Origin of the sequence: Microcoleus sp. BR0-C5, from assembly GCF_036705045.1 — a bacterium.
Taxonomy (GTDB): Bacteria; Cyanobacteriota; Cyanobacteriia; order Cyanobacteriales; family Microcoleaceae; genus Microcoleus.
The window spans coordinates 79,041-100,235 of record NZ_JAUBTR010000018.1 but is presented as its reverse complement, the minus strand read 5'-3'; the positions used below and the strand labels follow the sequence as shown (position 1 = coordinate 100,235).

Annotated in this window: 23 protein-coding genes; 13 read left to right on the top strand and 10 right to left on the bottom strand. The window is 46.6% G+C overall.

Going from position 1 to position 21,195, the window contains the following annotated elements; all coding sequences use genetic code 11:
• The first annotated feature begins 90 nt into the window (after positions 1-90).
• Positions 91-567 (top strand): hypothetical protein, encoded by a 477-nt coding sequence (locus QUB08_RS11555; RefSeq protein ID WP_333224848.1) that lies wholly within the window; start codon positions 91-93, stop codon positions 565-567.
• 296 nt (positions 568-863) lie between these two features.
• On the top strand, positions 864-1,556 hold the full coding sequence (locus QUB08_RS11550) for a histidine phosphatase family protein (RefSeq protein WP_333224847.1): 693 nt from the start codon (positions 864-866) through the stop codon (positions 1,554-1,556).
• Positions 1,557-1,982: 426 nt separating this feature from the next.
• On the opposite strand, the gene urtA is transcribed toward QUB08_RS11550, so the two are convergent.
• Together urtA and QUB08_RS11540 are read right to left on the bottom strand one after the other, a co-directional pair.
• Positions 1,983-4,910: an urea ABC transporter substrate-binding protein gene (gene urtA, locus QUB08_RS11545; protein ID WP_333224846.1), complete on the bottom strand. Its 2,928-nt coding sequence runs from the start codon at positions 4,908-4,910 to the stop codon at positions 1,983-1,985.
• Between the two features lie 158 nt (positions 4,911-5,068).
• Complete coding sequence (locus tag QUB08_RS11540) at positions 5,069-6,334, bottom strand: transposase (RefSeq protein ID WP_333224845.1); 1,266 nt, start codon at positions 6,332-6,334, stop codon at positions 5,069-5,071.
• Between the two features lie 631 nt (positions 6,335-6,965).
• Here QUB08_RS11540 and QUB08_RS11535 point away from each other — a divergent pair.
• From QUB08_RS11535 to QUB08_RS11515, 5 genes are all read left to right on the top strand, one after another.
• On the top strand, positions 6,966-7,172 hold the full coding sequence (locus tag QUB08_RS11535) for a hypothetical protein (protein WP_333224844.1): 207 nt from the start codon (positions 6,966-6,968) through the stop codon (positions 7,170-7,172).
• A 388-nt stretch (positions 7,173-7,560) separates the two neighbouring features.
• Positions 7,561-7,743, top strand: coding sequence for a CsbD family protein (locus QUB08_RS11530; protein WP_333224843.1), 183 nt, complete (start codon positions 7,561-7,563; stop codon positions 7,741-7,743).
• A 77-nt stretch (positions 7,744-7,820) separates the two neighbouring features.
• Positions 7,821-8,264 (top strand): hypothetical protein, encoded by a 444-nt coding sequence (locus QUB08_RS11525; protein ID WP_333224842.1) that lies wholly within the window; start codon positions 7,821-7,823, stop codon positions 8,262-8,264.
• A 116-nt stretch (positions 8,265-8,380) separates the two neighbouring features.
• Positions 8,381-8,893 (top strand): hypothetical protein, encoded by a 513-nt coding sequence (locus QUB08_RS11520; RefSeq protein WP_333156691.1) that lies wholly within the window; start codon positions 8,381-8,383, stop codon positions 8,891-8,893.
• 427 nt (positions 8,894-9,320) lie between these two features.
• Positions 9,321-10,103, top strand: coding sequence for a thioredoxin domain-containing protein (locus QUB08_RS11515; RefSeq protein ID WP_333224841.1), 783 nt, complete (start codon positions 9,321-9,323; stop codon positions 10,101-10,103).
• Positions 10,104-10,199: 96 nt separating this feature from the next.
• On the opposite strand, the gene rpe is transcribed toward QUB08_RS11515, so the two are convergent.
• Complete coding sequence (gene rpe / locus QUB08_RS11510; RefSeq protein ID WP_333224840.1) at positions 10,200-10,901, bottom strand: ribulose-phosphate 3-epimerase; 702 nt, start codon at positions 10,899-10,901, stop codon at positions 10,200-10,202.
• Between rpe and QUB08_RS11505 the strand changes: the two genes are divergently transcribed.
• The 4 genes from QUB08_RS11505 to QUB08_RS11490 all read left to right on the top strand — a co-directional run bounded on the left by QUB08_RS11505 (position 10,900) and on the right by QUB08_RS11490 (position 13,685).
• On the top strand, positions 10,900-11,088 hold the full coding sequence (locus QUB08_RS11505; protein WP_333224839.1) for a hypothetical protein: 189 nt from the start codon (positions 10,900-10,902) through the stop codon (positions 11,086-11,088). The two genes, rpe and QUB08_RS11505, sit on opposite strands and share 2 nt — an antisense overlap.
• 52 nt (positions 11,089-11,140) lie before the next feature.
• On the top strand, positions 11,141-11,515 hold the full coding sequence (locus tag QUB08_RS11500) for a hypothetical protein (protein WP_172192965.1): 375 nt from the start codon (positions 11,141-11,143) through the stop codon (positions 11,513-11,515).
• Between the two features lie 104 nt (positions 11,516-11,619).
• A complete protein-coding gene (locus tag QUB08_RS11495) occupies positions 11,620-13,035 on the top strand; it encodes an LCP family protein (protein ID WP_333155561.1) in 1,416 nt (471 codons plus the stop codon).
• A 221-nt stretch (positions 13,036-13,256) separates the two neighbouring features.
• Positions 13,257-13,685, top strand: coding sequence for a DUF202 domain-containing protein (locus tag QUB08_RS11490; protein ID WP_333224838.1), 429 nt, complete (start codon positions 13,257-13,259; stop codon positions 13,683-13,685).
• A gap of 237 nt (positions 13,686-13,922) precedes the next feature.
• Here the strand turns inward: QUB08_RS11490 and QUB08_RS11485 are convergent, their stop codons facing one another.
• The 5 genes from QUB08_RS11485 to QUB08_RS11465 all read right to left on the bottom strand — a co-directional run bounded on the left by QUB08_RS11485 (position 13,923) and on the right by QUB08_RS11465 (position 17,917).
• Complete coding sequence (locus tag QUB08_RS11485) at positions 13,923-14,261, bottom strand: DUF2809 domain-containing protein (protein WP_333224837.1); 339 nt, start codon at positions 14,259-14,261, stop codon at positions 13,923-13,925.
• A gap of 15 nt (positions 14,262-14,276) precedes the next feature.
• Entirely contained in the window at positions 14,277-15,383 is a 1,107-nt protein-coding gene (locus QUB08_RS11480; protein ID WP_333224836.1) for a DUF4241 domain-containing protein, read from the bottom strand.
• A 123-nt stretch (positions 15,384-15,506) separates the two neighbouring features.
• Entirely contained in the window at positions 15,507-15,632 is a 126-nt protein-coding gene (locus QUB08_RS11475) for a hypothetical protein (protein ID WP_333224835.1), read from the bottom strand.
• A gap of 42 nt (positions 15,633-15,674) precedes the next feature.
• Positions 15,675-17,231, bottom strand: a complete 1,557-nt coding sequence (locus tag QUB08_RS11470) for an ATP-binding protein (RefSeq protein WP_333224834.1) — start codon at positions 17,229-17,231, stop codon at positions 15,675-15,677.
• A gap of 2 nt (positions 17,232-17,233) precedes the next feature.
• Positions 17,234-17,917, bottom strand: coding sequence for a response regulator transcription factor (locus tag QUB08_RS11465; RefSeq protein ID WP_333034626.1), 684 nt, complete (start codon positions 17,915-17,917; stop codon positions 17,234-17,236).
• Between the two features lie 143 nt (positions 17,918-18,060).
• Between QUB08_RS11465 and QUB08_RS11460 the strand changes: the two genes are divergently transcribed.
• Together QUB08_RS11460 and QUB08_RS11455 are read left to right on the top strand one after the other, a co-directional pair.
• On the top strand, positions 18,061-18,471 hold the full coding sequence (locus tag QUB08_RS11460) for a hypothetical protein (RefSeq protein ID WP_333224833.1): 411 nt from the start codon (positions 18,061-18,063) through the stop codon (positions 18,469-18,471).
• 158 nt (positions 18,472-18,629) lie between these two features.
• Positions 18,630-19,814 carry a M10 family metallopeptidase C-terminal domain-containing protein gene (locus tag QUB08_RS11455; RefSeq protein WP_333224832.1) on the top strand — a complete coding sequence of 395 codons (1,185 nt, stop codon included), beginning with the start codon at positions 18,630-18,632 and terminating at the stop codon, positions 19,812-19,814.
• Between the two features lie 154 nt (positions 19,815-19,968).
• On the opposite strand, the gene QUB08_RS11450 is transcribed toward QUB08_RS11455, so the two are convergent.
• Together QUB08_RS11450 and QUB08_RS11445 are read right to left on the bottom strand one after the other, a co-directional pair.
• Positions 19,969-20,883 carry an alpha/beta fold hydrolase gene (locus QUB08_RS11450; protein ID WP_333224831.1) on the bottom strand — a complete coding sequence of 305 codons (915 nt, stop codon included), beginning with the start codon at positions 20,881-20,883 and terminating at the stop codon, positions 19,969-19,971.
• Between the two features lie 96 nt (positions 20,884-20,979).
• Positions 20,980-21,195, bottom strand: a 216-nt coding sequence (locus QUB08_RS11445; protein ID WP_333224830.1) for a hypothetical protein, incomplete at its 5' end; no start/stop codon positions are given.

Sequence of the window (21,195 nt, the reverse complement as noted above, 5' to 3'; positions counted from 1 at the left end):
TTTAATCATCGGCCCAAATAGAAAGCAGAAAGCCCACAAAAGCAGTTGTCCGAACCCAGCAATCAACAGCAGTAAGCGAGGAAAATAATTATGAGTCTCACCCCCAAAAATAAAGGCAATGCGATCGCCCGCCGCGGCAAAGGCAGTTCCAAAAGCCAAGCGACAGCACCCACGGATGCCAAAGCAACAGGAATTCAACTTTATCAGCCACCACACCTGCATGACAACCGCCCCGTCGGCCCAGACGATTTTACCATTAGCGAAACCGTCTCGATGTCGGGGAACCGCCCGATCGGCATTAGCACCCTGCACCTCAGCGAAACCTACGGCATTGTAGGCAATCGCCCCGTCGAAGCCAGCGACTTTGAAGTGGTGGCTACACTCGGCAGACGCCCGATCGGCTCCAGCGCCATGCAAGTCAGCGAAATGTTCAGTATGTCCGGTGCCCGCCCTATTGCCATCAGCACTCTGCACATTGATGAAGTTTACTCCACAATGGGAGGAAACCGCCCCATTGCCTCAAACGAAATTGACGATAGCTCAACATTAATGGGCTTCTTAGATTAATTAGTCATTGGTCATTAGTTATTAGTTTTTCGCTGTTAACTAATGACTAATTAAACTTTTTTAGACAAGTTATTGACGAAGGCGATCGAGCAATTGAATCGTCTCAATTGATTTATTTAACTCTGCTAATTTTAAGAATCGGCGTTGCTGATTTATGGTATGAACCACTCAATCTGCCAAAAATGAAACAAGCGCGTCAGAACATCTTCGGAATTTCCCACTTATCTATTTGGCTCCCGTGAGTCAGCAACACCCTAGAAGTGATTTTTACCCTAAATGAGAGGGAATATCAAACCGTGTCTATTTGGATTATTCGTCATGGTCAAAGTCAATCCAATGCAGGGTTGGCAACTATTGGGCCCCATGAAAATGCCTTAAGTGAATTGGGCGATCGACAATCAAGATGTATTCCAACCGCCGTTAAACAAACTCCAGACTTGATTGTAACTTCACCTTATCTGAGAACACAACTCACTGCTCAACCATTGATTGAACAATTTCCACATACACCCGTTGAGGTTTGGCAAGTTCAGGAGTTTACCTATTTGGGCCTACAGTTCGATCGACCAACCACAACCCTGGATCGCAAACCTCTGAGCAAAGCTTACTGGGACCGCTGTAACCCTGAATACGTCGATGGAGCCAACGCCGAATCGTTGGTTCAACTGATGGAACGAGTCCGAACTTTCCTAAACCAGTTGCAACAACAATCCGGTTTTGTAGTTGTCTTTTCACATGGATTTTTTATTAAAGCAATGCTGTGGCAGATTTTGGCTAACCCAACGGTAATTGATGCCGTTGCCATGACTCGGCTTTTGGGATTTTCGCGAGGATTTCCAGTACCGAATGCGTCAATTTTGCAGATGGAATTTGATTCAGGTGGGATAGCTCATTGGAGTTCCTTCATTACCAATCATCTGCCACCGGAGCTAGAATCGGCAGCACCCGATGCAACTGTGGCCAGCGATGCAGCCGATCAACCCTCGTAACCTACCTAACCTACCTTTACTGGAACAATGCCCCAACCAACACCAGAGTGGCGTTGCTGATTTATGGTATGATATCAACTCCGGTAGCATCGGAATAGTAAAATCCAGTCAACAGTCAACAATCACGGATAGTTCAACCGGAATTGATCTAATTGATCTGTGTTTATCTGCCCTCATCTGCGGTGAAAAAAAGAGAATGTATTAACCGCCCCGGACAAGGCAGTGACGCTGATTCACGCAGAGGTCGAGAATAGAGATAGGAATAATTCCGATGCTAACAGATTTGAGAGGACTAATACAGCGTATTCCAGGTTTATGAAGTACACGGCGCAAAACCTGGTTTCTTTACAGTTCTCGCATCATTACTGATTCTGTTGCTCGAAACCCGGCTTCTCCCGATCTACATCTACATGGAATATGCTGTAACTACTTCCCCAGACCCTGATATTTACTCAATAAAGCAGCAAAGCGCTTGTAATCCACAGGCTTCCTCACATACTCCGCGGCTCCCAATTCCCAACCCTGATTTTTGTCGTCCAAAAAAGTTATCATAATCACTGGAATATCAACCAAATCTCGATCGGCTTTCAATGCCGACAGCACCGCCCAGCCGTCCATACTCGGCATCATCACGTCCAGAATAATCGCGTCGGGCAGCAACTCCTTAGCCAACAGAAGCCCCCCTTGACCGCTAGCCGACGATCTCACCTGAAATCCCTGTTTCGACAAGCAGCGAGTCATCAAATCCCGCGCATCTGGATCGTCGTCAATCACCAGCACAGTAGCAGCATCCGGCAGATCCAGCGGTTGCGATCGCAGTTCTTTTTGCTTCGCTTCTGTCGCCGCTACACTCGTTTCTAAATCGTCGGAAGACTTCGGCTGCATTTCTGCGATTTCTAGATCGGGCGACACTTCTTTCTGGCTTTTTACCACAACCGGCAACCGGATCGTAAAAGTAGAACCGCAATCAAACTCAGTCTCAAGGGTAATGTCCCCGCCCATCATCTGGCAAAACTTCCGGCTAATTGTCAGCCCCAAACCGGTGCCGCCGTATCTGCGGGTAGTAGAATCGTCCGCTTGGGTGAAAGCTCCGAACAGCCTCGACACCTGATCCTCAGTCATGCCAATGCCGGTATCGCTGACTTGAAACACGATCGAAGGCTGTTGACACCGAGAAGGATCTGCCGAGAGATCTTCGGAATTGTCGATCGGCAAAACCTTCCCTTCTTCTTTCCAAACATTAATCCTAATTTTGCCTTGATCCGTAAACTTAGCAGCATTGCTCACCAAATTCAACAGCGCTTGCCGCAGCTTCGACGAATCGGAGTAGATCGTGCCAATATTGCGATCGCAATTGACGATCAAAGTATTGCCATTTTTCCCTAGCGTCGGTTGAACAGTAGTGACAACCTGCTCGATCAAATCCCACACCTCAAAAGTCTCCAAGAAAAGAGTCATCTTTCCTGCTTCAATTTTAGAAATATCCAGGATGTCACTAATAATGTTGAGCAACTGCTTGCCTGCCATATTAATGCTTGCCAAATCCATCACAAACTCTTCTTCGCCGAGTTCCAGAGCCTCTTCTTGTAGCAGCTCGCTGTAGCCGATAATCGCATTCAAAGGCGTCCGCAACTCGTGAGTCATATTTGCCAAAAAAGTGCTTTTCGCCCGGTTGGCAGCTTCGGCAGCATTCTTAGCGACTTCCAATTCCCCCGATCGTTCCTCTAGCTGCCGCTGCCGCACTTCCAAACCGTTGAGCAAACTGCTAATTTGCTGAGCCATTGTATTGAGAGTCGAAGATAGCACCCCGATCGCGTCATTAGAAACAACAGGCGATCGAGCCGTCAAATCACCGCTGGCCATCTGTTCGGCAGTTTCCCGCAGCAAGCCCAGATTCCGAATAATTGCCGACACCGACACAAAAGCCACTATCCCCGCGATCAAACTCAAAACCAAAGCCCCCATCAGCCAGTGCTGAGTGCGGCTCGCCACCAAGAGAGTTTGCTGCACCAGCACCGCCATTGCTGCCTCAGAAACCCCCGCCGCCGGATGTGAGGCAGCCTCTATTGTCAGCAAATAGTTCTTCATCTCCACAGAACCCATCCACCCGACTCCCACCGCCATCCAAGTTATCAGTACCAATATGACAAACAGCCCGCTCAAAGACACCCGAGTTCCCAGAGAAATCCCCCTCGTAGCAAGTGCCGCCGCCCAAGGATAGCCCTTGAGAAAAGGATCTGGCCGAACCGATGCGCCGGAATTCCAAATCTCCTCAATTTGACCGTCCACCCTCACCTTGCCAATCCGCACTGTTTTCCAGATATGCTGAGTTTGGGCATCTATTTTTACCTTGCCCGAAGGCGCTGCAAACTCAATATTTTTAGCAGCAGCCCTGACTTTAACCACATCTGTCGAACCAGCTTTTTCTACTGCTTGCTTCCACAGGTAAACACCCAAATAAGCCGCTTCGATCGGGTCATCCGTGACTCTATTTTCCCCGTATCGGGCTTTATAAGCCTTAACAAATTTACGATTTTCCGGTGTATCCACCGTTTGAAAATAGTTCCAAACCACCAAATGTCCAGCAATATTGGACGGCCCGATCGACCGCACTTCCTCTTCTGCTACGCTAACCGACATCACCGGCAAATCCTCGGGTTTCACGCCAGCTTCCCGCAACTTTTGGAAAAAAGCCACATTGGTGTCGCCGTTGAGAGTGTTGAGAATCGCATCTGGTTTCACTGCTAAGATATGTGCGATCGCCTCACCCACTTCCCTAGAACCCAGCGGCAGATACACTTCCCCCGCCAACTCTCCCCCCAGTGCCGCCAGTTGAGCTTTCACAATCCGATTTGCCGTGCGGGGAAAGATATAATCCGAACCCAACAGGAAAATTTTCCGCTTTCCCTGTGCCAGCAAGTAATTCACCCCAGGCACAATCTGTTGGTTGGGGGCAGCACCAGTGTAGAAAATATTCCGACACTGTTCTAGCCCTTCATACTGCACCGGATAGAACAGCAACCCTTTGCCCTGGTCGAAAGCCGGCTGTACAGCTTTGCGGCTCGCCGAAGTCCAACAGCCAAATACCACCGCCACCTGCGCTTCTAAGAGCAATTGCTTAGCTTTTTGGGCAAAAGTTTGCAAATCGCTGGCTCCATCTTCTATAAGCGCTTCCAAGGGGCGTCCGAGCACCCCTCCCGCCGCATTAATTTCCTCAACAGCCAACAGCGTCGCATCTTTAACAGAAATTTCGCTGATGGACATCGTGCCCGTCAGCGAATGCAACACGCCTATTTTGATCGGCTCACGAGTCGGGCCGGCTGCTTCGAGGGGGTGACTGCTCCTTGCTCCCATAGGGTTTTAGATAATTTTTTTTTTACTAATAACAGAAATTTTAGTTCGATCCTGCTGGAAGTTAGCCTTGAGGCTAACTCTTGTTTAGCAGATTATTTAAGCCGATCGCCACCAAACTTGGGAATTGCTGCACCCTGTTGATTTTAACGGTCAAACTCTCAGCATAGACTTAAGTCTGCAGTGACAACTCCTACACCAACACAAGCTGTCACCATTGGTGTAGGCTTCTCAGTGACTCCTGCTATTGCATAGGACATTAACTGAGCTTTAAGAACGGGTTGCCCCACCGCTCTATTTTTGATTACTATTGCGGCATTATGGTCACGGTCTAGACTGCACCCACAGTGAGGACAGTCATGCCAACGAATATGCAGCTTTTTTGGTACTTTCTCGCCGCAATTAGAACAATCTTGTGAAGTATTATGGGCACTTACTGGGACAACCAACAAACCCGCGTTTTCGGCTTTGTTTGTCAGTATCGACAGAAAACTTGACCACCCAGCGTCCAACACAGATTTAGCCAACCTTGTACGAGCTAGACCTTTGATGTTTAAATCCTCGTGTGCGATTACGTCATATTTTGACAGCAGCCAATTAGCTGTCTTGAAGTGGAAATCTTTTCTTTTATCTGCCACCTTCTTGTGTTGTCTGCCCAGTTGCTTAATAGCTTTAAGCCTGCTATTGCTCCCCTTTTTGCGACGTGACACTCGCTTTTGAATAGTTCGCAAGCATTTTTGTTCTTTACGGTAATATTGGGGCGGGGCGACTGTTTCGCCTTCAGAGGTTGTCAAAAACTCCTTCAATCCCACGTCAATACCTGTTATCGAGCGAGGATTAAAGTCTGGCTTTATCTCTGGAACTGTCTTGTCTTCTAGGGAGAGCGTAAGGTAATAACCATCAGCTTTCTTGGTGACAGATGCGGTTTTGATTTTGAACCCGTCAGGGATAGGACGGTGCAAGACAACTTTAACTTTCCCAAACATCGGCAAGTTAATCAAGTTGCCCTGTAAGCATCCCTCTTTCATTTGCGGATAAGTAAAGGTGCGATAGCGGCTGCGAGCTTTGAATCGAGGTTTTCCGCTGCGTTTTCCGCTGCTATCACCTTTTAGGAAACGGTCAAATGTTGTCTTAACTCGCTTAACTACATCCTGAAGGACTTGCGAATATATTTCGCTATACCAAGGATTTGTTTTCTTGAGTTGAGGTAACGTTTTCTTTTGCGAGCAATAATCGGGATTGTCTCGCAGTTCAGGTAGGTAACAGACGAGATTGCAGGCGTTAACAGGAGAGCGATTTTGTTCGTACCAATTAAATCTATCAGCCAACAGGTAATTGTATTGGGCAGACAGCATGGATAGCCATCTGTCTAGCTCAATGACTTGCTGTTTTGTTGGACGTAGTTTGTACTGGTAAGCCGTTCTCATTAATTGGCCAATATTGGATCGCAGTCGGTACGCATCAATTAGTGTTACTGTACCAGAATGCGTTATTTACTGTCAAGTACAAAGGAGAAAATAGACCCATTAAATAAAGAGTTTGTTTGTCTCGTCATCCACCCGCCCACCGCTCAAAACATAGTTTTGAATTGGTTGACGGTGGAATCCACAGCGAAACGCGACTTTCATCCCACACTAATCGAAGCGATATAGTGTGGGGATTCCCGTCTGGCTAGCTAAATTGCCTCCCATTTCTCTCTTCATCTTTTACCGATGTCCAAAGAGTCTCATCCAACAACATTCGGCACTTAATGCGATCGCGCGCGCCACAGAAAAAATTTCCCCCCCTCCTCCCTCTCCCCTACTCATTCACGGCCCGCGCCTTGCGAGTCACCAAGCAATCTCATGCACTCACGCACACTTCCCCTTCCCATATCTTTCTTCCGGCCGATGTAAGTCTCCCTAATTTCTATTAACTTTAAATTTAAAAACTCTTCCCCAGCCCCTATCTATCTTCAGGGAGAGGGAATGCTTCGTCATTGGCGTTATTATAAATATAAGGTTAAGTTGTAACTAGCCTGGTTAAAAATAAATTTTGCAAACAATAGGGTCAAGACAAATGAATATTGAAGAAAAGGCGACCCACACTGGCAGCGAAAATCAAGTAACGCTACCAAAATCAAAGGAAACATTGCTCGGCGAGGAAACAGAAAAAGCCCTCGGTCAGCAAAAACAAGAAGATGCTCAAACTATGCGCGCTGTGGAACAGTTGAAAGAAGAACTCCAGCAGAAAATAGATGAAGAATGTCATCACAAGGTAAATTAAAACTAATACGAAATTTGTTCGGGTGTGGGTAAGATGCGGTCTTGCCCACACCCGCCTTTTTAAGACCGAATTAAATAAAATTTTAAAAGTATAAATTCTTTTGGGTTTAAAAAAATAGTCTGGGACGCACGGGCGACCCTCCAGCAGTTTTTTACAAAAATACTTGATTGCAGCCAGCAGAAACGGTAAAAAAAACAATAATTAAGTATGAAAGCCACAGTTAGTTCAAGACAGCAAATAACTGTTCCCTATGCCATATTCCATATTCCCTATTCCATTTGTTATTTATTCTTTCTTCCTAGAGGTAGAGTGCAACGCATCTCCTAGTTACCTATGATGAGTTCATTAAGTAAAAAACGTCAAATTAGATACAGATAGGGAGAAACCCATGAGCACTAAAGATAGAGCAAAGGCAACTGGCAACAACATCGCAGGCGCAGCTCAAGAAGTCATAGGCAATGTTACTGGCGACCCGAAGGATAAAGCAGAAGGCAAAGCCAAGCAGGCAAAAGCTGAAGCTGGTCACGCCATCGAAGATGTAAAAGATGAGCTCAAAAAGAAACTAGACTAAGCCTAATACTAATTGAGAGGGTCGAGCAACCTGACCCTTTCAAGTATTCCAAGTGTTTTCTGAACGGAGGAAAAAAGGTGAGTTTATTACAGCAGAGTCGCAAAATAATTGCGGGCTTACTCTTGGTATTAATGCTGGCAGTTACTACTGCCTGCGCGCCCAGCGTTTCAGCCCAAAAACAGACTGATGTACCTGTAGCAATTGGTGGCAGTCAGGGTTATTACGCGCAGCTAGAACGTGGCAATACCGCCGCCGGTCAAGATTTTGGTCAATGGGTAACATTGACTGCCAAGGGCTTGGTTCAGGATGCTTACGTCCGCGACAATAACAAATTGGGAGTTGTAATTACCCCGCAAGTCCGCCCGACTGAAGTGAAAGATTTGGCGAAATCTTTAGCACAAGGTTTTCACCGCAATTTCCCAAATCAGGATGTAAGTGTTTTGGTTTACGCTCCTGACAAAAAACTGATTTTGACTGCTAAGTACGACCAGCAATCAAATCAGATTGAATACAAGTCTTGACCCGGTTAGCAAGCTTAAATGATAGCCGCGTGGCGGTTTAATATTCCGCAGTTTTTTGAAGGCGAAACAATCTCAATTTAAGACTGAAATGTTGTGTAGATTGGAAAAAACTTACCATGAGTAGCAGCGATAATTACAAGCGTCAAATCATGAGCGATTTGGCCCAGGGAAATCGAGAAATGATGCCGGAGACAACTGGTGAAGATTACGAAAACTTTGACGATTTTGCTCAGAGAACTTCGCCGGCTCAGCGCAAACAATTATTCGGGCGTTCCCTGAATCACGACTCTCTCCCGCCGGCTCAGTTGGAACCGGAATTGCAAAAGGCGATCGCCCAAATTAAGCCCAATGAACGCGACGATGTAGCGCGGGAATTCTTCAAGCATTTGGGCAAGAGAGGATTGGACGATCGCCAATTGGAAAAGCAGCTAGGACTTTCTACCCACCACGCCAGCCGCATGAATGCTGACGATGTTACCAAGCTGGCCTCGTTTACCTATCACAATCACCCAGATATTTTCCGAGAAGTGTTGGCAGAACAGCCGAGTTTAATGAAGTTTTTGGGGAATCCAGTTGTTGCGGGTATTTTGGGAATAGTTGCGGCTAAATGGCTCAACAACCGCAAATAATCTTGGATTCAGACAAGCTTAAAAGCGGATAATATGTGCAGCATATAAAAGGACGATCGCCCAGGCGATCGTCCTTTTATATTTTATATCTAGTCCTGTAAAATAACCGTGAGCGCGTTTGTAGCGAGGACTTTAGTCCTGATAAGATTCGGAGGACTAAAGGCCTCACTACAAACCTTTTTTATGAGGGTAGTTCGAGGCGAAATTATATTATAATAAATTTCCCTAATTTAAATCTTAATTACTAGGTTAGTCGGTGTTCAGGTGATTAACACCCCTTGCCCATTACCGACTACGAATTACCGATTGCCACCGAATAAATATTGGTCACGGATAAAAATAACAGCACAACAGTAAACTGCCGTATACCTGACACTCCGCAAAATTAAATGTAGGATTAAGTGTTGCAGTGAATCAGAAAAAAAAGATGAACGTATCCACTATTTGGCGAAAACTCCGCAGCCAGCAAGCCTTCTGCTTGGCTGTACTCCTGGCAGGTTGCCTGGTATTTATCGGTTGTTCCCCCGCGCAGTCAGCGGCTGGCAATTCAGTCGATCCCAAGTTCAAGGAGCAAGTCTTGCAGGTGATCCGCGAAAATCCGCAAGCAATTTTAGAGTCGGTACAAGCGTACCAGCAACAGCAGCAGCAGTCTCTCAAAGCAGCGCAGCAGTCTTTTTTGCAGGAGATGAAAACTAATCCCAAATCTTCGATCGGGGATTCTCCGAGTACGGGTTCAGCTTCCCAGCAAATTGTACTTTTAGAATTCTCTGACTTTCAATGTCCGTTTTGCGCGCGCGCTCACGATACTGTCAAGCAGTTTATGGCAAAACACCAGGACAAAGTTACTTTAGCTTACAAGCATTTTCCCTTGACTTCTATTCACCCTCAAGCGCTGCCAGCAGCTAAAGCAGCTTGGGCAGCCCAACAGCAGGGCAAATTTTGGGAATACTACAGCGCTTTGTTTGAAGGGCAGAAAGAGTTAGGCGAACCATTGTACGGATCGATCGCCCAAAAGCTCAATCTAAAATTAGATAAATTCAACACCGATCGCAACAGCCCGCCTGCAGAAGCCGCCATTGCCAAAGACGTGCAACTCGCTCAAAAACTGGGCATTGAAGGCACTCCCTTCTTTATTATGAACGGCCAAACTTTCTCCGGCGCGATCGAGCTTTCTGAGATGGAAAGCATTCTCGCCTCTGTCTCGAAATAAATAATTCCTGACTCTTGGAAACCGAGTCTAAAAATTCGTTCCCAGCCCAAGCAGGCTGGGAACGAGAAAAACCAGAAAAACTCGAAAAATCTTTGATTAAACCGCAGCCAACTCAGGAGTCGGGCGCTTGCTGTGGCGGATACCCTCGATCGCCCCTGCGTAATCATTCGCCTTAAACACAGCAGAACCAGCGACGATCGCATTTGCGCCCGCTTCCAGAACCTGCCAAGTATTGTTCCCCTTCAAACCGCCATCCACCTCAATCCAAGGATCGAGGCCCTTGTCGTCGCACATTTTACGCAACTGGCGAATTTTCGGCAAAACAGCCGGGATAAAACTTTGACCACCAAAGCCCGGATTGACGCTCATAATCAGCACCAAATCGCAAAGTTCCAGCACGTACTCGATCAACTCCAAAGGCGTCGAAGGATTCAGAACCACACCAGCCATTTTGCCCAATTCCCGAATTTGGCCGAGGGTGCGGTGCAAGTGAGGCGAAGCATTGTGTTCCGCGTGAACCGAAATAATGTCAGCACCAGCCTTAGCGAAGTCCTCGACGTACTTCTCCGGCTCCACAATCATCAAGTGGACATCGATCACCTTGGTAGTAACAGGGCGAATTGCCTCAACAATCAGCGGCCCGATAGTAATATTAGGAACAAAGCGACCGTCCATCACATCTACGTGAATCCAGTCAGCCCCAGCTCGATCGACAGCCTGAATCTCTTCTCCGAGACGGCTAAAATCGGCTGATAATATGGATGGAGCAATAACGATTGGTTTTTGGGAGTGGGTCATGGCTAAGTCTGTTCTCCTGTCTGCTGTGCTGTATCCAGTTTATCAAACTACGGCTCTCCGGGCCGAAAAGTTACCATCGATCGCGATCTCCCCAGCACCGAAAAATTTGGCCTCTGACAGACAAGTTTGGCGAACTCCCCAGCCTGGATCTCCGAATTTTGGTTTAGGAGATCAATTTTCGCTCTAACAAATAACTTTTGTGCAAAATCCGACCTTCTGCAAATTTTGAGTAGCGAATTATGAAAAATACAGATCCCTTAGAAAATCCTGAACTCGATCGTGCCAGTCTGTTTGTATTAATGATCCCAGTCATCGGCTTTTTCCCCGCCCTGTGGACTCTTTACCGCCGTCAGGGTAGTCCCGAACGCAAAGCCATCAGCCGCTTGGCAATTGCCCTTGCTTTTAGTTGGCTCTTAGGACATATTCTTTTAGAAGCGGGAGCGATTTCTGCGGAATCTCCGACACTTCCCATGTTATTAATGAGTAGCCTGCTAACAACCAGCTATTTCATCGTTGCTCTGGGACTGATGGTTCGCCTCTGGAAGCGTCAACCACTATGGTTGCCCGGAATTAGTCGGGTAGCCGAGCAAGTAGTAGGCAAACATTTATCATAATTTAGGGTTCTTTTAAGCCCCTACCCTATTGATTGAGTGCGTCTTCAGCTTGATACTACATATTGCCATTATCTTTTTTATTTTTGTTGTGTGTGAGGAAGCCAGTGCCAGCTCAAAAAATTCCTAATCAAGACCCTATCCAACAATCAACTGCTCAACCTGCAACCAAAAAAGCTTCCCAGCCCCATCGAGGCCGCTGGCTGGGTTTTGGTTTTGGTTTGGCTGGAGTAGCAATGCTCTCAGCCACAGCCGGAGCATTGCTAGCCGTCTCCCTTTCTACAACGCCGCTTCAGCAACAAAAGTTGAGCCCTGAAGAAGCGGCGGTGTTTTCTCAAGGCGACATGGCAAAGCTCAGCATGAAAATGCCGGAGCTGACTCGGCCAGTTAATATTTTAGTTTTAGGACTTAAAGTTCTGACCTCTGACATCGAAGGAAGTGTCAACAAAAATGTCGGACATGAGGTTTGGGAAAACTCATTTAAGGGCTTAACCGATACCATGCTGTTGGTTAGGTTTGACCCTCAAAATAAAAAGTTAAGCGTGCTTTCCATTCCGCGAGACACCCGCACCTATGTTGAAGGCAGGGGCGAGGTGAAAATCAACGAAGCTAATTACTACGGTGGCCCGGCTTCGTCAGCGAAGTCAGTCAGCGGACTCCTGGGCGGTGTAGGAATTGACCGCTATGTCACAGTTAATATTCATGGCATAAAAAGTTTGGTCGATGCCCTGGGTGGCATTACTATTAATGTCCCTAAAGACATGAAGTATACCGATGAAAGCCAGCATTTATATATAGATTTAAAGGCTGGCAAGCAGAAACTAAACGGCGAACAAATCGTGCAATATTTGCTTTACCGACACGACGATTTGGGCGACATCGGGCGGGTGCAGCGCCAACAATTGTTGATGCGGGCTTTTGTGGAACAGGAAGTAAATGTAGGTTTGCTGTCTCGACTACCGAAGATTTTGTCGGTGATTCAGTCTCACCTTGACACCAATTTGAGTATAGAAGAATTGGTAGCTTTGGCTGGTTTTGCTACTCAAACAGATCGCGCTGGCGTGCAGATGTTGATGGTTCCCGGCAAATTTAGCGATTCTAAGGACTACAAGTCAAGTTTTTGGTTGCCCGACCAATATGCCATCGAAACTATGGTGGCGGAACATTTTGACTTCGGCCAAAATACTTGGACAATTGAGAATGCTGATTCGACTTTTCTGAATGTGGCGATTCAAGATAGTACCGGAGATCCATCGGCTGTTGAAGATTTTGTCAATACTCTGACTCAAGCAGGTTATCGGAATGTTCAGGTTTATAAAGCTTGGCCCGAACCGCTGGAGGTAACTACTCTAGTAGCTCAACAGGGCGATATTAAAGGTGCTCAAGCGATTCGCCAGTTTTTGGGTTTTGGAGATGTGTTGGTTGAGAGTACCGGTTCTTTGAATTCGGATGTGACAATCAGATTGGGTAAGGATTGGTTGGAGAAAAAGGCTCAGTCCGGCAGTGCGGCTAAGTCTTTTTAAACTGGATTTTAACTGGGGTATTTGTAGGGACACAGCAATGCTGTGTCCTCTTATTTTCTGTGGGTAGAGATGGAGGAGATCGCTTTTTTGTCGATTTACTGATACTATATTTTTTTGGTGATGTTGAATCACGATCGCCATAGCGATACTTCCCTCCGCAATCTCAACTGAAACAATAATCAACGAGGGAAAGCTTCAGATATTTTATAAAGGTAGGGTTGATGAACAAGGGTGCTAAAATAGACCGACAGCGCGAACATCAGGCCAATGAACGCACCTTTCTTGCATGGTTACGAACTTCAATCGGTTTAATTGGTTTTGGGTTGGCGATCAGTCGGTTCAGTTTATTTCTGCGTCAATTTCAAGCTACAGTGACTCAGCAAGAAGTTTCCTCTCCTCCCTTCTTCAACTCCGAAACTTTAGGGCTGAGTCTGGTCGTTTTTGGGATTGCGGTCATTCCCTTAGCAGCATGGCGTTATAATCGAGTTTTCTGGCAAATTGAGCGAGGTGATTATCGCCCAAATCGTGTGCTAGTTTGGATTATGACTGGAACTGTAATGATTTTAGGAACATTAACTATTCCGTTGTTGCTGTGGCGAGATCGCGGAAATATAGCTCCCACTTCAACTCCTAAAAATTCTCAATTCTAAGTTAACCAGATCGCTTAGCTCAAGTGAAAATAACCCCAACCATATCATTAAGATTTTGTGCATCTAGATTGTCTATGGTGTCCGAGAGATGAGGAGAGAATTTGACGATTTTCGATCGGGTCATCGAAATATACAATTTAAATGCAGTACAACTTACAAGCGGAAGCAAGTGAAATGAAGCCATCGCACCCACAACCAACCTAAAAAACTCCCCACAAAATAAGAGATAAAATCTGACTAACTAAAGTGATTTCCCAAAATCAGCCTGCCGGGTAAAGTAGCTCGCATTGCTTGAAAAAACGGAGGAGTCCACAGTTGGAGAAACTCTACTCTGCAGGTAGCTAGACACACAGCTACAGCCGCCCTAATTTGCGAAAATCGCGGCAATATCAGAACTACCAGCAAAATCCAAAATACCTCATAGGCTATGCTCCCAAAAAAGTCGTTGAACCATTCCGGTGCAGGGCCGCGAGAAAATCTCACTACGTAACCTAAAGGGATAATCACGATTATACTGATGAGCAGGGCAATTCGATATTTTAAAAAACGGCGATGGGGAGAAATTGGGGAAGTCATTGATTCCGGCTGCAATCACGCATTTGTTGTCACAGGTTGAAGAGGATAAACCTCAGCAGTAAATGTCATCTTCAATACTGCATTGGCTGGCAACGGCTCATTGAACCAATGTTCTTTGTACCACCTATCCTCTTCTATCGATCCTGAAAACATACAAAGCTCCGCAAAACAGCGATCGCCAGCGTCTAAATTGACGCTCCAGGGCTGCCGCCCCTGTCCTTCCAAAACCAAGATGCAATCTGGGTTGCTGGGTTGATCGTTCAGCGAATCATCACTAAGCTGAACCCAACTTGGGCGATGAAGGCTGAGTCTGATAGCCACCTCAAGCCGCTCCAAGTCAGGATGCTCTATGGATTTTTCTAGGAACCTTGTGACTGCTTCAATCTCGATATCTTGCGTGATGCCCTCAAGCAGTACCCCGAAATCAGTGACCAAACAAGCCAGTTCATCATCGGCTGTAAACCCCCAATAACTGGCATAGGAACCATCCCCGTATCCACTTGAAAACGCGCTCGCATTGCCCTCAGTATCAGGGTCTAGGGTGAGATTGAAAGTGTCAGTATCGGGGTCTAGGGTCAGATTGAAACCACTCGGATCGATAATTTGCTGAGATGGGTAGGTCAATTGAGTTACCAGATCCTGAGCTGCTAGCCAGGCATCCAATTGCAACTTTTGTTCAAAGGCACGATCGACTAGGCCCTGCAATTCTTCAGCAGAACGCCGCTCAATTACCTGAGCATCCACAAAACAGCCCATTCCCGCATCAACACCATAGCCAAAAAACTGATTCCCTCTTAACTCTGCCAAATCCTCACTTGGACGCAGAGCCATCTCCCAACGGACAGGGGATTCAGAGCAAAACTTAACCATCGCACAGGCAGTGCGCCCACTGTCAACCACACTTAGCAACACAGGATAGCGCCCTGGTGGAACGGTTCTGCTAAACGGGTCAACGTCTTTGCACCACAGCCAACCGGGGTCGCACGCAATAATACGCCCTGAAGGTAAAACTAAGTCACCCGCCTGAAAAACATCACTGGTTATGCGACCCTCTGTGAGCGATTCGTAGACTTGATTGGGCTCGAATGCTGCGAGGAAATTGGTATGAGCCTTTAGGGACATGAGGCGATCGCAGTTAGATAGAACATTTTTACTACTCTAATATATGATTTGTGGTTCAACATCAAAGATTGCTTGGGTAAGCCATATCTATTTAACCCGACTCGATCTGACTGGCATAAAATCTTAACCTGTATCGGATTGAGTGTCTGGTACCACTTGCAAAAAAATTACATTGCAGTGGCGATCGCCACTGAGCAAAAACTTAACTTCCCCAGTCGCACCGTTAACTTTAAAATCAGAATTAGCCAAAGTCTTAGCTAAGATAACTCGTCCTGCTTCACTGCTATAAGGTTAATCGCGATCGCCCACAGTTAAGCTGAGTGTGAATGCTGTTTGACCAAGTATTGCAGCATCTAGTTTGATATCGCCGCCGTGGGCCCGTGCGATTTCCCTTGCTAAACTTAGCCCCAATCCCGATCCTTCGATTTTTTGGATCGCAGTGGAGTCACCGCGATGGAAGCGCTCAAAAATGCGATCGCGCTCGCTCAAAGAAATATCGTGAGAACTATTGACAATTTTCACAATTACTCTTTTTCCCTGACAGTTAGCCTGTAACCTGAGCCAACCCTTCGGTAAATTATATTTAATCGCATTACCAACCAGATTTTGCAAAACCTGCAGCAGCAAATCGCGATCGCCCTTGATATATAAATTAGGAGCGATTGCCATTTGCACATCTAAATGCGGTGCTAGCAGTTCCATATCTTCGGCAATTTCCGATAGCAAAGCCGACAGATTCACTTTAACCAAATGTAAACCCATACGTCCTGCATCGGCGTGAGAGAGTAAGAGAAGTTTACGAGTTATTTCACTCAAACGGCGCACTTCATCCAATAAATTACTCAGGGTTTGCTGCACCTCTGAACCCGATTCAACTTGATGCAAAGCCCGTTCTAGTTGACCTTGCAAAATTGCCAGCGGAGTCTTTAATTCGTGGGCAGCATCTCCACTAAAACGAGAAGCTTGTTTAAAACTTCGCTCTAGGCGTTCTAACATCTGATTGAACACAAAAATTAATTCTACAAACTCTATATCCGTTGAGCCGTCAGGGACGCGTCGATCGAGCCCTTGTACGGTAACATTGCGGATTGCCATCGTGAGTCGCCCAATTGGATATAGAATACTCCGCGATATGACCCATGCTCCACTGGCCACGAGTAAAAGCACTACGGGAATAGAAATTAGAAAGATATTGCGAATCGATGCCATTTCCCGATCGATCGCTTGTAAGTTAACAGCGATGGCTATTTGAGTCTGAGGAGAATGAATCGCGCCCACACGCCAAACTGCCCTGCTAGTACGCTGGGTTGCTAGTTTAGCTTTGAAAAATCGAGGAAAATCCGGTCGATCGAATTGAGGAGGCCGATCGCGCGGAGGTCTTCTTTCTCTCCGTGAGAATGAATCGGGCCGATGGGGAGGTGGTTGATGGGGAGGTGGTTGATCGGGTGGATAGGGTGGATGTGGTGGAGGGGGAGGTTCTAATTGAAAAGGTATTCTGGCAGGATCGGGAGGCGGTTGGGGCAGCGATCGCCATAGTGAATTGGCATCAATTCCATCTTGCCACTGGCTCGATCGGTAGAGTAAATTACCATCTCTGTCAGTGACCAACAAACCCACGGTTGTTTCCCCATCATTCATGCCCAAAACTGATGGCAAAGAATCATTATAAACATCCCATTGGGCAGATTGGGGGCGGGTTGATTGGATTAACTGATTCTTGATTTCAGCATCAAGACGCTTGACCTTAGCATCGTAAATCAACCACCACGAAACAATACTAAAGCCAATCAAAGCAACACTTGCCAGAACAGCAGATAATAGAGTAATCCGAAAGCGAAAAGATTGCATTTTCACGATGGGGAATCTGGTTTGCGAAACCGATAGCCAACGCCCCGCACGCTCTCAACCCATCCTGTACCGCCGATCGGTTCAATTTTCTTGCGAATGCGTTGAATACATACATCTACCACATTCGTATTCGGATTAAAATCATAACCCCAAATATGTTCGAGGATTTGCGTGCGGGTGAGTACCCTACCTGGCGATCGCATTAGATATTCCAACAGATTAAACTCGCGGCTTGTAAGTTCTACCGCATGGCGATCGCAGGTAACTTCTCGCAAAATGCGATCGAGCTTAACTGGGCCAACGCTCAGAATATTTTGCCCACCGCCTGAAGCCCGCCGCACCACAGCATAAATCCGAGCAACTAACTCCTCAACAAAAAACGGTTTAGCTAAATAGTCATCAGCACCGAGATGCAATCCTTCAATGCGATCGTCTAGTTCATTGCGAGCAGTTAATAAAATCACGGGTACGTTGCGTCCAGCCTTTCGCAGATGTTTGAGAATAGATAATCCGTCTTTTCCCGGCAATACAATATCAAGCACGATCGCATCGTACTCATTATCCATCGCCCGCCCATAGCCATCATTGCCATTATCGCAATAATCCACCACAAAGCCTTGTTCTTTCAAGCCCATACAAACAAAATTGGCGATTTTTTCTTCATCTTCAACGTATAGAACATTCATAGATTTACCGATTCGGTTGCGATTATACGGCCATCAGGGATTTACTTAAATTACAAAACTGTAATCCATCCGCACTGGTGCAGGTAATGTTTGGGGAATTTGATGTAGTTATAAACATTTTTAGGTCGGCGATCGTAACTATCATGAAAATTACTTCACTCGTGGCATTACCTGCTACAGCCTTGCTGCTGGGATTTAGCAGCTTGACTTTCCCCGATCGAACTACAACTAATTCTAATACTGTACTAGCCCAGAGCCAGCCCGAACCTAATCAAGAGCGCAGACATCCGCCCCGTATAGATTTTGCCGCTGCTGCCAAACAATTAGGAGTCACCGAAGCCGAGTTAATCGAAGCATTGGGGCTACCCGCCAAACCGCCGGAACCACCAAGTGAAAATAATCGCCCGCCCAGCCCACCGCCCCGTCCTCGTTTAGATATTCCCGGTGCAGCGAAAAAGTTGGGAGTTACCGAAGCAGAGTTGATTAAAATTCTGGGCATTCCACCGCGTCCACCGGGCGATCGTAATTCACCTCAAAATTCGGAAAAACGCTAATTTCTCCAGATTACAAAACTGTAATCCAAGGACAGGGATAAATGTCATATTCAACCAACTTAATGATTGTAGAGACTAAATCAAAGGCCGAGCGATAATTCATTTCTTTAGCCTGACAACGGCTTCAAACTTAGAAAATTAATCCAGGTAATTACATCATGCCAGCACTATTTCCTAATTCAATCAATGCACCGGGCAACCAACCTCCCCAAAATCAAGGCGCAGCGGGCAACCAACCTCCCCAAAACCAAGGCGCAGCGGGCAACCAACCTCCCCAAAATCAAGGCGCACCGGGCAATCCTCCAGGGCAAAATCAAGGCGCACCGGGCAATCTTTCAGGGCAAAATCAAGGCGCACCGGGCAATCCTCCAGGGCAAAATCAAGGCGCACCGGGCAATCCTCCAGGGCAAAATCAGGCAGCCTTCGGCAACCAACCTCCCCAAAATCAAGGCGCACCGGGCAATCCTCCTCCCCAAAATCAAGGCGTACCGGGCAATCCTCCTCCCCAAAATCAAGGCGCACAACTTACGAATTCTGCTTTACCTCCCCAAAACCAAACTCCACCCCCTCCCCCAGCTAACAGTATTAGCACCACAGCAGGAAACGACAATATTACCGGAGATAGTTTAGATAACTTTATCCTAGGCAGTAGTGGCACGGATACCATAACTGGAGGAGCAGGCACGGATACAATTAGCTATCTTTCCCTGGGCAGCGGCATTACCATTGAGGCTAAAGGTATTGTAGATAAAGGCGCCGCCGGTACAGATACCCTGCAAAATATCGAACAAATAATTGCTCCTTTAGGACAGATTAATACCATCGATGCTTCTACAGGTAGCGGCACAGCTTCTATTAATGTGGATTTGTCGCAGAATCGCTTGGCGGTTAACAATCTACCCGGTATCGGCACTCTGAATTTTACGGTAGAGAATTTCGTTAACGTCACAGGTACTCCCAATGTAGATGTACTTACCGGAAACATCGAAAACAATTCTTTAGTAGGAGGTGAGGGTAACGATACACTTTCAGGTTTGCGCGGCAATGATACCCTGATAGGAGTAAATCCCTTGAGTGCTACACCGGGAAGCAATGAAACAGATGTGCTCATTGGCGGTCGAGGTAGAGATGTTTTTGTTCTCGGTGATGCGACAATTAGCTACTATCAGGGAACAGGAGTTGCACTGATTCAAGATTTTCAGCAGGGAATCGATCGCATTCAGTTACGTGGGACTCTCTCTGACTACAATATTGTTGGTAACTCCATCAATTTGGCTGGTACATCTGACCAAATTGCTGTAGTTCAAGGCGGGTTTACTCCTGATAGTTTCCTGTTTGTTTGAACTATCAAGTTTTAACTGGTTAACTGGTTCCCAGGCTCCAGCCTGGGAACCCATATCTAGAGGCTATGCCTCGCTTGGGAAGGAAATGGAGGCAGAGCCTCCCGCTCACCGTTACCAGGCTGGAGCCAGGTAACGAGTAAAATAAGTAAAATCGCTAATTTTCTGCAATTACCGATCGCTCTTTAATCCAATCGAGTAAAATAGGATTGACCAATTCCGGCGCTTCATCTTGCGGGCAGTGTCCCACTCCCTCCAGAGGAATAAACTTTTCAACAGCCGGAAACTTTGCCAATTCTCGTCCCAATGCGATCGGCTCCCAAGGGTCATCCGTACCCCACAAAATCAAAGCAGGACAGCTCAAACGCGGCAACAAATCCTCCGGTAGCGGCCCTTGAGAATAACTGATAAAAGCCACAAATACTTCGACTGCGCCGCTATCTTTGGCAGGTTCCAGCAGCATATTTACCAGTTCGTCGGTGACAGCTTCAGGACGGCGATAAGCTTGCAAAAGCACTTTTTTTACTGTTTTTGGCGTTGCTAATTGTTTAAAAAATAATTGACTTATCCACTTGACATTTAAAAGTTTTTGTGCGATGGGCGCTCCAAAACTGCGATACCAAGGCAATTCGGCGCGTTTGCGATCGTGCAGCAACCGCAGGGAACAATTGAGTAAAATTACGCCAGAAGCAATGTCTGGAAAATCCACAGCCGCTTGCATAATTGCCACGCAGCCGATCGAATTTCCCACCAAAAAAGCCGGCCCGCCCGCAACTTCCCGACAAAAATCAGCAATTAGCTGACCCCAAGTTTCAAAAGTATAGTCAATCTCAAGTTTGGGCGCGGGTTTAGCAGAACCGCCAAAACCGATGAGGTCGATCGCATAACAGCGACAATCAGCAGCCAGCGCCGGCAAATTCTTGCGCCAGTGGCCCCAAGACGCACCAAAACCGTGGACAAACACCACCGCAGGCCCCTGGGAACCCGCCGCCTGGTAGCAAATCGGAAAGCCTTTCCACAGCCAAGTTTGAGACGAAATAAGTGTTGACAAAGCGGGAGTAGAAGATGTCATGCGATTTGAGATTTTAGATTTGAGATTTGAGAGGAAAGCAAGACTGCAAAGGACTCAAGTCCTTACTACAAACCGTATCGCAATTCGAGGCAACCGCTAGGACATAAATCCCAAACCATCTTCCCTCCTCCCTCTGCGCCATCTTGCGATTTGAGATTTGAGATTTGAGATTTGAGATTTGAGATTTGAGATTTGAGATTTGAGAGGAAAGCAAGACTGCAAAGGACTCAAGTCATTACTACAAACCGTATCGCAATTCGAGGCAACCGCTAGGACATAAATCCCAAACCATCTTCCCTCCTCCCTCTGCGC

Excerpts from the sequence above, each read along its gene's own strand:
- QUB08_RS11450 (WP_333224831.1), bottom strand. The coding sequence starts at position 20,883 with ATGACATCTTCTACTCCCGCTTTGTCAACACTTATTTCGTCTCAAACT.
- QUB08_RS11465 (WP_333034626.1), bottom strand. The coding sequence starts at position 17,917 with ATGAATGTTCTATACGTTGAAGATGAAGAAAAAATCGCCAATTTTGTT.
- QUB08_RS11515 (WP_333224841.1), top strand. The coding sequence starts at position 9,321 with ATGAACGTATCCACTATTTGGCGAAAACTCCGCAGCCAGCAAGCCTTC.
- QUB08_RS11530 (WP_333224843.1), top strand. The coding sequence starts at position 7,561 with ATGAGCACTAAAGATAGAGCAAAGGCAACTGGCAACAACATCGCAGGC.
- rpe (WP_333224840.1), bottom strand. The coding sequence starts at position 10,901 with ATGACCCACTCCCAAAAACCAATCGTTATTGCTCCATCCATATTATCA.
- QUB08_RS11505 (WP_333224839.1), top strand. The coding sequence starts at position 10,900 with ATGGCTAAGTCTGTTCTCCTGTCTGCTGTGCTGTATCCAGTTTATCAA.
- QUB08_RS11500 (WP_172192965.1), top strand. The coding sequence starts at position 11,141 with ATGAAAAATACAGATCCCTTAGAAAATCCTGAACTCGATCGTGCCAGT.
- QUB08_RS11535 (WP_333224844.1), top strand. The coding sequence starts at position 6,966 with ATGAATATTGAAGAAAAGGCGACCCACACTGGCAGCGAAAATCAAGTA.
- QUB08_RS11555 (WP_333224848.1), top strand. The coding sequence starts at position 91 with ATGAGTCTCACCCCCAAAAATAAAGGCAATGCGATCGCCCGCCGCGGC.
- QUB08_RS11485 (WP_333224837.1), bottom strand. The coding sequence starts at position 14,261 with ATGACTTCCCCAATTTCTCCCCATCGCCGTTTTTTAAAATATCGAATT.
- QUB08_RS11460 (WP_333224833.1), top strand. The coding sequence starts at position 18,061 with ATGAAAATTACTTCACTCGTGGCATTACCTGCTACAGCCTTGCTGCTG.
- QUB08_RS11470 (WP_333224834.1), bottom strand. The coding sequence starts at position 17,231 with ATGCAATCTTTTCGCTTTCGGATTACTCTATTATCTGCTGTTCTGGCA.
- QUB08_RS11540 (WP_333224845.1), bottom strand. The coding sequence starts at position 6,334 with ATGAGAACGGCTTACCAGTACAAACTACGTCCAACAAAACAGCAAGTC.
- QUB08_RS11490 (WP_333224838.1), top strand. The coding sequence starts at position 13,257 with ATGAACAAGGGTGCTAAAATAGACCGACAGCGCGAACATCAGGCCAAT.
- QUB08_RS11520 (WP_333156691.1), top strand. The coding sequence starts at position 8,381 with ATGAGTAGCAGCGATAATTACAAGCGTCAAATCATGAGCGATTTGGCC.
- QUB08_RS11455 (WP_333224832.1), top strand. The coding sequence starts at position 18,630 with ATGCCAGCACTATTTCCTAATTCAATCAATGCACCGGGCAACCAACCT.
- urtA (WP_333224846.1), bottom strand. The coding sequence starts at position 4,910 with ATGGGAGCAAGGAGCAGTCACCCCCTCGAAGCAGCCGGCCCGACTCGT.
- QUB08_RS11480 (WP_333224836.1), bottom strand. The coding sequence starts at position 15,383 with ATGTCCCTAAAGGCTCATACCAATTTCCTCGCAGCATTCGAGCCCAAT.